This window comes from Streptomyces sp. NBC_00252 (genome assembly GCF_036187565.1).
In the GTDB taxonomy this organism is placed as follows: domain Bacteria; phylum Actinomycetota; class Actinomycetes; order Streptomycetales; family Streptomycetaceae; genus Streptomyces.
The window spans coordinates 2,877,766-2,890,175 of sequence record NZ_CP108087.1; the positions used below are offsets into that span (position 1 = coordinate 2,877,766).

Sequence of the window (12,410 nt, forward strand, 5' to 3'; positions counted from 1 at the left end):
CATTCCCTGACGATCAGCCACGAGCGCTGACGAACCGCTACAGCCAGCCACTGGCGGCCCGCCGACGGCGGGCGGCCGCCGACTGCCGCTGAGGGCCCCGCACGCCCTGACGGCCGCCGTCACACGCCCTGATGGGCCCTCATCTCCGCACCAGTCAAAGGATGTTCACCATGAAGCTTCGCAAGGTCACCCTCTTCGCCAGCACCGCTCTCGTCCTCTCGCTCGCCGCGACGGCCTGCGGAAGCGGCGACAAGGACGACTCCGGTTCGGGCTCCGGCGGCGGCAGCAAGATCAAGATCGGCATCAAATTCGACCAGCCGGGCCTCGGCCTGAAGCAGCCGGACGGCACCTACGCCGGCTTCGACGTGGACGTGGCGACCTACGTGGCCGGCCAGCTCGGCTACAAGCCCACCCAGATCGAGTGGGTCGAGACCAAGAGCGCCGACCGTGAGAACGCGCTGGCGCGCGGCGACGTCAAGTTCATCGCGGCCACGTACTCGATCAACGACGAGCGCAAGAAGAAGGTCGACTTCGCCGGCCCCTACCTGCTGGCGCACCAGGACCTGCTCGTCAAGAAGGACTCGACGATCGCGAAGGCCACGGACCTCAACGGCAAGAACCTCTGTTCCGTGACCGGCTCGACCTCGGCGCAGAACATCCACGACACGATCGCCCCGAAGGCCAACCTCCGTGAGAACGCGGGCTACTCGGAGTGCATCGCGGCCCTCCAGAGCGGTGCCGTCGACGCGGTGACCACGGACGACTCGATCCTCGCGGGCTTCGCCGCGCAGGACAAGTTCAAGGGTCAGTTCAAGCTCGCCGGCCTGAAGCTCAGCAACGAGAACTACGGCATCGGCGTCAAGAAGGGCGACTCCGCGACCGTCGGCAAGATCAACACCGCGCTGGAGAAGATGGTCAGCAGCGGCGCCTGGCAGACCGCGGTGACCAAGAACTTCGGCCCGGCCGACTACAAGAACGAGCCCGCCCCGAAGATCGGCAACATCGTCAAGTAAGCCCGAGAAAACCCCGGTAAGGCAGGCCCCATACCCGGAAGCGCGGGAGATCGTGTTCGACTTTCTTCAAGGTTATGACGTCCTCGGGGCGTTCTGGATGACGGTGAAACTCACCGCCCTCTCCGCCCTCGGCTCCCTGGTCTGGGGCACACTGCTGGCCGGAATGCGGGTCAGCCCGGTCCCACTGATGCGTGGTTTCGCCACCTTCTACGTGAACACCGTCCGGAACATCCCTCTGACGGTCATCATCGTCTTCACCTCGCTCGGCCTCGCCGACATCTTCGGCGTCACCATGGGCGCGTCCGACGACTTCAAGGTGCAGGGTTTCCGGCTGGCCCTGCTGGGTCTCGTGGCGTACCACGCGGCCTTCGTCTGTGAGGCGGTGCGCTCGGGCATCAACACGGTGCCGGTCGGCCAGGCGGAGGCGGCCCGCGCCATCGGGCTGAGCTTCAGTCAGGTGCTGCGGATCGTCATCCTTCCGCAGGCGTTCCGCGCGGTCATCGCACCGCTGGCGAACGTACTGATCGCCCTCACGAAGAACACCACCGTGGCGGCGGCGATCGGGGTCGCCGAGGCGGCGGCCCTGATGAAGACGATGATCGAGAACGAGGCCCAGACGGTCGCCATCGGCGCGGTCTTCGCGTTCGGCTTCGTGGTACTGACCCTGCCCACCGGCCTCCTCCTCGGCTGGCTGGGCAAGCGAATGGCGGTGAAGCGATGACCTCCGTCCTCTACGACGCGCCCGGCCCCCGTGCCAAGCGGCGCAACGTGCTCCTCTCCGTGGTGTTCTTCGTCCTGCTGGCCCTCTTCTTGTGGTGGGTCTGGCAGACGATGGACGACAAGGGGCAGCTGAAGTGGTCCCTGTGGCAGCCGTTCACCACGGCGGACGCCTGGACGACGTATCTGCTGCCGGGCCTCGGCGACACCCTGAAGGCCGCCGGCCTCGCCATGGTGATAGCCCTCCCCCTGGGCGCGTTCTTCGGTATCGCCCGGATGTCCGACCACAGGTGGGTGCGGGTGCCCGCCGGAGTGGTGGTCGAGTTCTTCCGGTCGATCCCGGTCCTTCTGCTGATGCTGTTCGCGAACGAGTTCTACGTCCGCTCCTCGGGCATCAGCAGCGAGGAACGGCCCCTGTACGCCGTGGTCACCGGCCTGGTGCTCTACAACGCCTCGGTGCTCGCCGAGATCGTCAGGGCGGGCATCCTGTCCCTCCCGAAGGGGCAGACGGAGGCCGCGTACGCGATCGGTCTGCGCAAGGGCCAGACGATGACGAGCATCCTGCTGCCGCAGTCCGTCACCGCCATGCTGCCGGCCATCGTCAGCCAGCTCGTGGTCATCGTGAAGGACACCGCGCTGGGCGGTGTGATGCTGGGCTTCACGGAGCTGCTCAACTCGCGCAGCACACTGGCGGCCAACTACGCCAATGTGGTGGCGAGTTTCATCGTCGTAGGAATCATCTACATCCTCCTGAACCTCGCCCTCACCACTTTCGCGAGCTGGCTGGAGCGCAGGCTGCGGCGCAGCAAGAAGAGCACGGGCGCGACCGTCGACCTGGATGACGCGACGGGGCTCAGCCCCGCGCAGGTCGGCGGATCGTATGGGACCGGCGCCGGCGGGGTGTGATGATCCGTCAAAAGGCGTGAACGACACGGAGGCAGTGGCATGATCGCCACTGCCTCCGTCACTTGACGCAAGCACCGGCAATGGGTTGCATACGTTCTGTGATCGTGCACCCTGCTCCAACTTCCTGTTCACATGCGTCCCTGAGGACACCGTCACGGGCAGGGGGCGCCGCACCGTGGACCCGGTGATCATCGTCGGGGCTGGGCCCGTCGGGCTCACGCTCGCCCTGGCACTGGCGCGGCAGGAGGTGCCCTCCGTCCTCCTCGACGAGGGTCCGGGCAAGGACGAACCGCGCCCCGCGCGCACCGTCGTCCTGCGCGAGGACACCACCGCGCTCCTGGAGCGGCTGACCGGCGCGCCGCTCGGCGGGGCCGGAACGCACTGGGCCGGATGGCGGTCGATGCGGCGCAAGCAGGTGACACGCGAGATCACCTTCGACGAGACCGAACCCGCCCCCCTGCACATCGCCCAGCACGTCCTGACCGGCGCCCTCCGGCAGGCTCTCGCGGGCGAGCGGCTGGTGAAGATCGCCCCGGACAACCGCCTGGACTCGATCGAGCAGGAACCTTCGGGCATCACCGCCCACACCCGCGGCCCCAACGGCACCTGGTGGCGCGGCAGTCACCTGGTCGGCTGCGACGGCCCGCGCTCGACCGTCCGCAAGCTCCTCGACATCCGCTTCCCCGGCCGTACGGCGGTGGAGCGACACGCCGTGGCCGCGCTGCGCACGGAACTTCCGTGGCCCGACCAGGCGTTGTTGCATCGGGTGCCGCCGTGGCGGACGTCCGGACCCTCGGTCGGGGAGGTCACCGGACGCCCTCTCCCCGACGGCGTGTGGCGCCTGGACTGGCTGCTGCCCCCGGGCAAGGACCTGGTCACCCCCGAGCTGCTGCTGGCCCGCATCCGGGAGACGCTCGCGGGCTGGACCGAGGGTTCGACCCCGCCGTACGAACTGCTCGACACCGGTGTGCACACCGTGCACCACCGGCTCGCGCGGCGGTGGCGCGTGGGGCGGGTGTTTCTCGCGGGGGACGCGGCGCATCTGCTGGGCGCGCTCGGGACACAGGGGCTGGACGAGGGGCTGCGGGACGCCGACAACCTCGCCTGGAAGCTCGCCCTGGCCTGGCACCACGGGCCGCACGAAGCGCTGCTCGACAGCTATCAGGAGGAGCGGCGGGCGGTCGTCGCCGCCCGGCTGCGCGCCGCCGACCAAGCGCTGCCGCTCGTGCGCGGCGGCGCCGGACTGCGCGCCGTCGTGCCCGGCTCGACGCGCAACCACGACGTGCTGCTCACGGACGGTCACCTGGGGCGCGGCGCGCTAGGTGCGCCGGGGGCGTACGCCGACTCACCGCTCGCACCCCTGCACATCGAGGCCGAGGTCCCCGTCGACACCCCGCCCGGCGCGCCCGTCGCCGACGTCCGGGTCACCGCCGAGGACGGCGCCTTCGTACGGCTGCGGGACCGCCTCGGGCGGGGATCCCTGCTGGTCGTGCTGGTCGCGCCGGGCACGGGCGTGTGGGAGCGCAAGCACTGGGTGACCGCCGGGATCATGCCCCGGCTCGCCGCCGCCGTGACCGCCCTGCCGCACCCGGCCGAGCTGCTGGTCGCCGAGAGCTACCCGGGCGCCGCCGCCCACACCGTCCTGCTCGTACGGCCCGACGGACACCTGGTCACAGCGCTGAGCGGGGTGCGTCCGGCCGACCTGTACGCGGCGGCGGAGGCGACGCTGGGCGGTCCGGCGCGGACGGAGGCGACGGCCGGTTCACGCTGAGGCCGGCGGGCCGGCCGCTGTCCACATAGTGACGGTGAGTTGACCGGTCCGCACCGCCATGCTGTACTCCGAATCGTGACTGATACCTCTGTCCACCTGTGGCGGAAGGTCCATCTGGACCTTGTCCGCTACGTGGGCTGCGTGTGTCACATCTCCTGCTGAATTCGCATCTCCCTCACCCGCGCGCGCCACTTCTGTGATGCCTGCGCGCACCTTCGCGAACCTTCATCAGGACGGTGCACGTGTCTGTCTTCCCCTCTGCCCCCGTGTCCCCCGCCGTGCCCGCTCAGGCCCCGACACAGGCGGACCTCCTCGACTTCGTCCGGCGCACGGCCGCCGACGCCGAGCTGATCGCCTCGCTCCCGCTCGACCCCGAAGGCCGCACCTGGGTACGGCTCGAAGGCCCCGGCGGCAGCGAGGCGTGGCTGATCGGCTGGCCGCCCGGCAGCGGGACCGGCTGGCACGACCACGCCGAATCGGTCGGCGCCTTCCTCACCGCCGCCGGCGAACTCAAGGAGAACTCGCTCGCCGCTCGACTCCCCAGCCACGGCTGGAAGACCCTCGAACTGGAGGAGGGCGTCGACCGCGAGCGCCGGCTGCCGACCGGCAAGGGCCGCGCCTTCGGCCGCCACCACGTCCACGAGGTGCTCAACGAGTCGCTCGAAGAGCACGCGATCTCCGTCCACGCCTACTACCCGCCGCTGCCGCAGATCCGCCGCTACAGCCGCACGGGCCCGGTGCTGCGCCTGGAGCAGGTCGAGCGCCCGGAGGACTGGCAGTGAGCGCCGTACGCGAACAGCCGCCCGGCATAGACGAGTTGCTGGAGCGGGTCCGCGCGGACTACCACCGGATCGAGGCGCGGGCCGCGTACGAAGCGGCCCGCGACGGCGACGCCCTTCTGGTCGACATCCGCTACGCCGCCCTGCGCGACCGGGACGGCCTCATCCCCGGCGCCCTGGTCGTCGAGCGCAACGAACTGGAGTGGCGTCTCGACCCCCGGGGCAGCCACCGCGCCCCCGAAGCCACCGGCCACGACCTGCGCGTCGTGGTGATCTGCAACGAGGGCTACGCGTCCAGCCTGGCGGCCGCGTCCCTGCACCGACTGGGCCTGCACCGCGCGACGGACCTCGTCGGCGGCTTCCAGGCATGGAAGGCTGCGGGACTTCCGGTCACGTCCTTCTAGACACGCTGGCTGTGCCAGCACGGGATGTCGCACTCCGTCCGCTCTGTCTACGGCAGGGCGGACGGTCGGGCTTCTGGCTCGCTGTCCACGACGTGCCCTTCCGGCCCGCTCACAGCGCGTCGGAAGGGCAGTAGAGCGGGGCGGTGTCCGCGTTGCCCTTGGTGATCAGGCGGGCCGGTGTGGTGGCGATCTTCTGCACCTTCTCCTTACGGAGAAGGCTGATGGTGTTGGTGACGGCCAGTTCGCCGGTGTCCTTGGCCGAGTTGGAGACCGTGGCGGCGAAACGGCCGTCCTTGAGGGCGGCCAGCGCTTCGTCGGTGCCGTTGACCGTCACGATCTTGACCTTCTTGCCGCCGGCCGCGTCGAACGCCTTGCGGGCGGCGAACGCCATCTCCTCGTTGGCGACGAAGGCGTAGTCCAGGTCGGGGTGCGCCTTGATCATGCCCTCGGCGACGGTCCTGGCCTTCGCGGCGACGAACATGGCGGGCTGGTTCGCGACCACCTTCGCGTTCGCCGGGAGCCCCTTGGTCAACCCGCCGACGAGCAGGTCGGAGGCCGCGCCCGGGGCGCCCGCGATGACACCCACCTGTACGTCACGTCCCCCGGCGTCGTCCTTGATCCAGTCGGCGTCCAGCTTGCCCACCGTCTTCAGGTTGACGACGACGGCCCCCAGGATGTCGTTCGGATCGGCGCTGACCGAGGTCAGGAAGATCGGGATGTGCGCGGCCTTGGCCTTGGCGATGTCGCTCTTGAGGGCGGTGGTGTCGACGGTCTGCACGATGATCGCGTCGACATGGCGGGCGATCATCTCCTGGATGTTGGACAGTTCCCGCGCTGCGTCCTGATGCGAGTCGGCCGTGACGAGCTTCGCGAAGTTGCTCTTGGCCGTGTTCTCGATCGACCGCTGCAGACAGGTGTGGAACTCCGTGCTGCCGCCGTTGACGAACCCGAGGGTGGTGGGCCCGTCGTGGGCGGGCGTGGCGCTGGACTCCAGTCCGCAGCCACTCAGCAGGAGACAGATACCGGCCATGAGGACGACCAGGGTTCTTCGGTGGTGCGCGGGCAGGGACAACGACAAGGGTGGCCGCCTTTCAGGGCGTACGAGGACCGGTCGACGAGCGGCCGAAGGCACTCAGGCAGGCCTGACTGTGGCTCAGCAGGCGGGGAGGGCCGGGGAGTTGGGGTTTGGCGATCGCGGGTCGGCAGCAGAAGCTACCGCCGGGCCAAACATGCGCACCCTCCGCGGAATGCACGCTAAGTCTGCGTGGCGCGCACGCTGGTGGGGGGGGTGGGTGACTTCTGGGGACCGGCGGTCGAGGCTCCTCCTGGGCGGGCGTCTGATTGCCTCTTGGGCGTACGTTCCGTGGGGCCTCCCTGTGGAGCGTGCGGGGGGGGAGTCCCGGGTGTGCGTCCCGGCTTCCCCAGCGGTCTCGTTCGGTCACTGTCTGGCGGTCGCCACCGTGACCGCTCGGACCCTGAGCGCCACGCGTCCCGGCAACGCCGTGGCGACGAGGGCGAGGGTGCCGGCCACCCCGATCACCGTGAGGTACACGAGGGGTTCGACCGATGGGGCCGCCCGGCCGGTCATCCCGACGCTGAACGCGGTCAGGACGGCGAGAGCGATGCCGCTGCCGAGGGCGGTGGCGAGCAGCAGGACCGAGAGCGCCTCGGCGCGGAGCATGCGCAGTACCTGACGGCGGGTCGCCCCGGCGAGGCGGAGCAACGCGAACTCCCGGACACGCTCCGCGACCGACATGGCGAGCGTGTTGACCACGGCGATGGCGGTGAAGGCGAGGACGAGTCCCATGGCCAGGTAGTTGACCTCGGCGTTCGCCTGCTGCCGCCGCGCCTGGAGCGAGTCGGCGGCGGCCGGCGCAAGAACTTGGACGCCCGGGAACTCACGGAGGGTAGTCGCGAGTTGTGTCTGTGTACGGGTCGTGCTGACGAAGACGGAGGAGGCGAGCGGATTGTCGACGTGCCGGGCGACGAGATCGTGCGCGAAGGTGAGATCGCCGAAGCCGAGACCTCTGGCGTAGACGGCGACGACGGTGAGCGTGCGGGGCGTGCCGTCGCCGAGCGTCAGCTTGAGGGTGCTGCCGGGCTTCAAGTGGAGCTGGTCCGCGGCCAGTTCGCTTACGGCCGCGGTGCGCTCGGTGAGGCCGCGGAGTGATCCGGCGGTGACGTCGGGATCCCAGGTGCGGGTGAGTCCGGCCGGTGTGACGCCTTGCGCCGCGTATTTGGCGAGGCCCACGCGGACTGTCGTACGGACGACTTCGGTGACTACGTCGTGCCGAGCACGGAGTTGCCGTGCGGCGTCCGCCGGGACGCCCGGCCCCTGGGAGGCGACGACCCAGTCTGCGCGGACACCTTCCCGGACCTGGGCGCGGGCGGCGTCACCAAGGGTGGGCTGGACGAACAGGACGGTGCAGGTCATGCCGATCAGGAGGGTGAGGGGGGTGACGACCGAGGCCATGCGGGTGGCATTGCCCCGGAGATGGGCGACCGCGAGCCGACCGCACGGTCCGGTACGGCGCAGCGTGCCACCGCCCACGAAGGTGGCCGCCTTGACGAGGAGCGGTCCGAGGAGAGCGACGGAGGTGGACAGGACCACAACGGCCAGGAAGGTCACGGGGGTTGAGGCGGGTTCGGTACGGAGCTGACTGAGCAGGGCGACCAGGGCGATGCCGAGGGCGAGGAGGGGGAGGCCGGCGAGTAGGCGGGTTCGGGTGGGGTGGGGGTGGTTGCGGTGGGGGTGGGCGAGGTGACGGCGAGGGGGTGTGGGGCGGGGGTGCGTGAGGCGGGGGTGCGCGGAGTGAGGGTCTGCGGGGCGGCGGCGCGTGAGGCGGGGGTGCTTGGGTCCGGCGCGGTTGGGGCGGGTTTGGGTTGGGTGGCCATGGGTGGGGCGAGGGGGTGTGGGTTCGGTGGCTGCGGGGTGGGCTTGGGTTTCGGGGGCGGCTGCGGGGTGGGGGCCGGCTGCGGCTTCGGGGTCAGTTCCGGGTGCGGCGTCGAAGCCGGCTGTGGCATCAGGTTCAGTTCCGGGTCCGAGTCGAGCGTCAGTTTCGGCTGGGGTGCTGGCTCCGGCTGGGGCGCTGGCTCCGGCTCCGGCTTGAGCGGTGACTCCGGCTTTAGGGGTGGCTCCGGCTTTAGGGGTGGCTCCGAGTGCTCCGGCTTCAGGTCTGCCCGGAAGGTCGGCTCCGGCTCCGGGCTCGACTCGGGCGCCTGCCCTGCGCCCGAGTTCAGTTCCGGCTCCGGCTCCGGCTCCGGCTCCGGCCCGAGGCTCGGCTCCGAGTTCTTCGGCTCCGGCTTCAACTCGGCCCCCAAGTTCGGCTCCGCGTCCGGCTTTAGCTCGGACTGGGGCCGCGCGTCCGACTTCAACTCCGGCTTGGGCTTGGGCTCCGACTTCGGCTCCTGCTTCAGCGCTGTCGTCGGCTCGGTCTTCGGCTACGGCTACGGCTACGGCTACGGCTCGGGATCCTGGTTCGAATCCAGCCCCCGGTTCGGATCCCGCCTCGGCAAGCGCCTGGGCCGGGTGAATTCGGGAGATGCGGCGGGAGGCGATCCGGGCCGCGGCCCAGGCGCCCAGGACCGTCACGGCGAGGGCGGCCAGGGGCGGGACGGCGCCGGTGGTGTGCTGGAGTGTGGCGGGGACTGCGTCCAAGGCGACGAACCTGTCGTAGAGCCAAGTGCCCAGGGGTAGGCCGAGCAGGGCGCCTGCGGTTCCGGCGACTGTGCCGACGATCAGGGCCTCGCGGCCGAGGAGGCTGCGGATCTGGGCGGAGGTGGCGGCCACCGCGCGGAGCAGGGCGAGTTCGCGGTGGCGTTGTTGGACGGAGAGCGTGAAGGTGCCGACGACCACGAGGATCGCCACGAGCAGCGAGGTGCCGCCCATCGCGCCGCCCATGCTGACCAGCCTGATCCTCGCCGCGGCGGCGTTCAGGAACTCGACGGGGCCGCGTGCGTCCCCGGTGGTGACCTGAGCGGTGCTGTCGAGTGGAGTGGTGGAGCCGGGGCGCGCGCTGGTTCCGGCGTGCGCTGTGCCGGTTCCGTGGAGCGCCGCCGCCACCGCTTGCTGCAGCCGGGCCGTGCTCGTGCCCTTGGCCGGGAGCACGCCGAACGCGGTGACCTGGCCAGGGTGCACGGCCAGTCTCTGAGCCTCGGCGGTGGAGAAGAAGAGCGACGTCTGATGGCGTACGGCCGTGGCGGGAGCGGCGATCCCGGTGATCCGGTAGCTGCGCGGGGCCTGTGTCGACTGGACGGTGAGCCGGTCACCGAGCCGGAGGCGGGCGCGCTCGGCGAGGTAGCGGTCGATGACGAGATCCGTCGCGGAGTGCGGAGCGCTGCCGGTGACCAGGCGGTACGGGGTCAGCACGGCGGAGTCCCAGGCGTGCCCGTACGCAGGCTGCCCACCGGTGCTGGTGGGGGCCAACGGCTGGGCGAGGAAGGTCAGTTCGGGCACTACGCGGGCGACACCCGGCGTCCGCGCGAGCGTGCTCTCCAGGCTCGCGGGGAGCCAGGCGCGCTCGGCGATCGGCTTCGCCTTGTGCTTGACCTTGGTCTTGCCCTTCTTGTGCTTCACGGTGGTCTGGTGGACGTTCTGGTCGGCGGAGACCACGACGGGGCTCGCCGCGTAGCGCTCGGTACGGATGGTGCCGCGCAATCCGGTGTCGAGGAGGGTGCCGCAGGCCGTGATGAGGGCGGCCGCGCACATCAGGGCGAGGAAGGCGCCGAGGAAACCGGCCTTGCGGGCGCGGACGGACCGGAGGGCGTAGCGCAGCATCATGAGGGCTCGGTCTCTTTTCTGTTGTGTACCGGGGTGGCGTCGGCGGGGCACGCGGGGGCGACTTCGGCTCCGATTCCGGCTCCGGCATCAGCCCCCACCTTGGAATCCGCAGCGACAGCAGCACCAGCGTCCGCACCCCCACCCCCACCCCCATCCGCATCCGCATCCGCATCGATGAGAGGCGCCGGGAAGGCGAGGAACCGGGTCAGCACGGTGCGCGCGCCGGTCGGTGTCTCCGCTTCGGGGCGCTTGTACCGGTTGAGGAGGGCGATGTACTCCTCGAAGAACTCCCCGAGTTCGGCCGGGGTCAGCCGGATCGTGCCGCGCGAGTACGGGAACGCGTCCGCCCACGGCCCGCTCTCGGCGGAGCCCCGCTGAAGCTGCTCGAAGAGCTCCAGATCGGCGGCGTACGCATGGTGGTTGAGCTCATCCATGACGTGCCGCATCTCGGCACTCTGGCGGCTGCGCGGCGGAAACCGGCGGTCACCGGGGACGGCTCTCCACCAGCGCTCGCGACCATGGCCGGGCGCGCGCTCCGTCCGCCGTTCCTCCGCCGCGGACTCCGCCGCCTTCGCAACCCCGGCTCCGGTCCCGGTTTCCCCAGCCTCAGTTCCAGCCTCGGTCCCCGCCCCCGCTTCCGTCTCCTCGACGAAGCCGTACCGGGCGAGTTCACGCAGGTGGTAGCTGGTGGAGCCGGTGTTCAGGCCCAGTGCGCGGGCGAGGGTGGCCGAGGTCGCGGGGCCGTGCAGGGTGAGGTGCTGAAGCATGCGCTGCCGGCGGGGCTGCGCGAGGGCCTTCAGCGCGGCGAGGTCGGAGAGTTCGACCGGTGCGGGTGTCGCCGGGGTCCGCTCGGTGGGCGTCTCCGGGCCGGTGGTGCCGGGTTCCTGTGCCATGCGTACACAGTCGTTTGTGCACAGGTGTCTGTGCACTGCGGCAATCCGGCGTCTTCCGTGGGGGGTTAGCCCTACCTCGGCCATCACCCCGGTGCTTGCCTGAACGCGGTCGGCGCCCCCGCGCGTCCACCGTGTTCAGGACGTCCGCACCATCGAAGGGTCGGAACCGGAACCGTTCCGGATCAGTACCCCTCGTCCCCGAGGAACTCCGTGTCCTCGCCCTCTTCCTCCAGCGCCTGTCGGACGACTCTGAGGGCCATGCCCTGGGAGTAGCCCTTGCGGGCCAGCATGCCCGCGAGGCGGCGCAGCCTCTTGTCGCGGTCGAGGCCTCGGGTGGACCGCAGTTTGCGGTCGACCAGTTCGCGGGCCGTCGTCTCCTCCTGCTCGGAGTCGAGCTGGGAGACGGCCTCGTCGATCAGTGTCGAGTCGATGCCCTTGGTGCGCAGTTCCTGGGAGAGCGCGCGCCGGGCCAGGCCCCGGCCGCGGTGCCGGGACTCCACCCAGGCGTCCGCGAACGCGCCGTCGTTGATGAGCCCGACCTCTTCGAACCGCGACAGCACCTCGTCCGCCACCTCGTCCGGGATCTCCCGCTTGCGCAGGGCGTCCGCGAGTTGCTTGCGGGTGCGCGGGTTCCCGGTGAGCAGGCGCAGGCAGATTCCCCGCGCCCGCTCAGCCGGGTCCGCCGGTGGCTCCTCCTTCTCGGCCCTCGACGAGGAGAAGTCACCCCCGTCCTCTCCGGACGACTCGCCGAAGCCACGGCCACGGCGCCCGCGCCTACCGCGCGCGCCGTCACCGCGCGCCGTAGACCCTCTCGAGCCGCCCTGGTCACGCGCTCCACGGCTACGGCGTGAGCCGCGGCCGTACGCGTCGTCATCGGCGGACTCGTCGCCGGGCGAACTGCCGCCGGGCGCCGAGCTCCTGAAAAGCCGGCCGGTGCCCGCCGAACCGTCGCCGGGCTCCGAGCCGCCGAAAGGCGGACCGGGCTCCCCCGCGAAGCCGCCGGCCGACCACGTGCCGCCCGGCTCACCGCCGTACGGCTCCTCGAACCTGCCGTCCGCACCGTGGGCCAGGCCGTCGCCGCCTTCCCCGCGCCCCTGGGGGGCGCCGGGATATGCGTACTCGGACCAGTCCGTTCGTCGTGTCACGG

The 12,410-nt window shown here is 70.8% G+C and carries 10 protein-coding genes; 6 read left to right on the forward strand and 4 right to left on the reverse strand.

Annotated elements, in window-relative coordinates; genetic code table 11:
- Positions 1-170: 170 nt before the first annotated feature.
- The 6 genes from OHT77_RS12220 (at position 171) to OHT77_RS12245 (ending at position 5,590) form a co-directional block, all read left to right on the forward strand.
- Positions 171-1,013 (forward strand): glutamate ABC transporter substrate-binding protein, encoded by an 843-nt coding sequence (locus OHT77_RS12220; protein WP_328828315.1) that lies wholly within the window; start codon positions 171-173, stop codon positions 1,011-1,013.
- Between the two features lie 52 nt (positions 1,014-1,065).
- Positions 1,066-1,734 (forward strand): amino acid ABC transporter permease, encoded by a 669-nt coding sequence (locus OHT77_RS12225; protein ID WP_266773184.1) that lies wholly within the window; start codon positions 1,066-1,068, stop codon positions 1,732-1,734.
- Entirely contained in the window at positions 1,731-2,636 is a 906-nt protein-coding gene (locus OHT77_RS12230; RefSeq protein ID WP_328828316.1) for an amino acid ABC transporter permease, read from the forward strand. The genes OHT77_RS12225 and OHT77_RS12230 overlap by 4 nt, the downstream gene beginning before the upstream one ends.
- A gap of 175 nt (positions 2,637-2,811) precedes the next feature.
- Positions 2,812-4,407, forward strand: a complete 1,596-nt coding sequence (locus OHT77_RS12235) for an FAD-dependent monooxygenase (protein ID WP_328828317.1) — start codon at positions 2,812-2,814, stop codon at positions 4,405-4,407.
- A 242-nt stretch (positions 4,408-4,649) separates the two neighbouring features.
- A complete protein-coding gene (locus tag OHT77_RS12240) occupies positions 4,650-5,189 on the forward strand; it encodes a cysteine dioxygenase (protein ID WP_328828318.1) in 540 nt (179 codons plus the stop codon).
- A complete protein-coding gene (locus OHT77_RS12245; RefSeq protein WP_328828319.1) occupies positions 5,186-5,590 on the forward strand; it encodes a rhodanese-like domain-containing protein in 405 nt (134 codons plus the stop codon). The genes OHT77_RS12240 and OHT77_RS12245 overlap by 4 nt, the downstream gene beginning before the upstream one ends.
- 109 nt (positions 5,591-5,699) lie before the next feature.
- On the opposite strand, the gene OHT77_RS12250 is transcribed toward OHT77_RS12245, so the two are convergent.
- The 4 genes from OHT77_RS12250 to recX form a co-directional block, all read right to left on the reverse strand.
- Positions 5,700-6,662 carry a sugar ABC transporter substrate-binding protein gene (locus OHT77_RS12250; protein WP_443048206.1) on the reverse strand — a complete coding sequence of 321 codons (963 nt, stop codon included), beginning with the start codon at positions 6,660-6,662 and terminating at the stop codon, positions 5,700-5,702.
- A 366-nt stretch (positions 6,663-7,028) separates the two neighbouring features.
- On the reverse strand, positions 7,029-10,370 hold the full coding sequence (locus OHT77_RS12255) for an FtsX-like permease family protein (protein ID WP_328828321.1): 3,342 nt from the start codon (positions 10,368-10,370) through the stop codon (positions 7,029-7,031).
- Positions 10,367-11,263 (reverse strand): ArsR/SmtB family transcription factor, encoded by an 897-nt coding sequence (locus tag OHT77_RS12260; RefSeq protein WP_328828322.1) that lies wholly within the window; start codon positions 11,261-11,263, stop codon positions 10,367-10,369. Before OHT77_RS12260 ends, OHT77_RS12255 begins: the two co-directional genes overlap by 4 nt.
- A 182-nt stretch (positions 11,264-11,445) precedes the next feature.
- Positions 11,446-12,408 carry a recombination regulator RecX gene (gene recX, locus OHT77_RS12265; protein WP_328828323.1) on the reverse strand — a complete coding sequence of 321 codons (963 nt, stop codon included), beginning with the start codon at positions 12,406-12,408 and terminating at the stop codon, positions 11,446-11,448.
- Positions 12,409-12,410 lie beyond the last annotated feature (2 nt).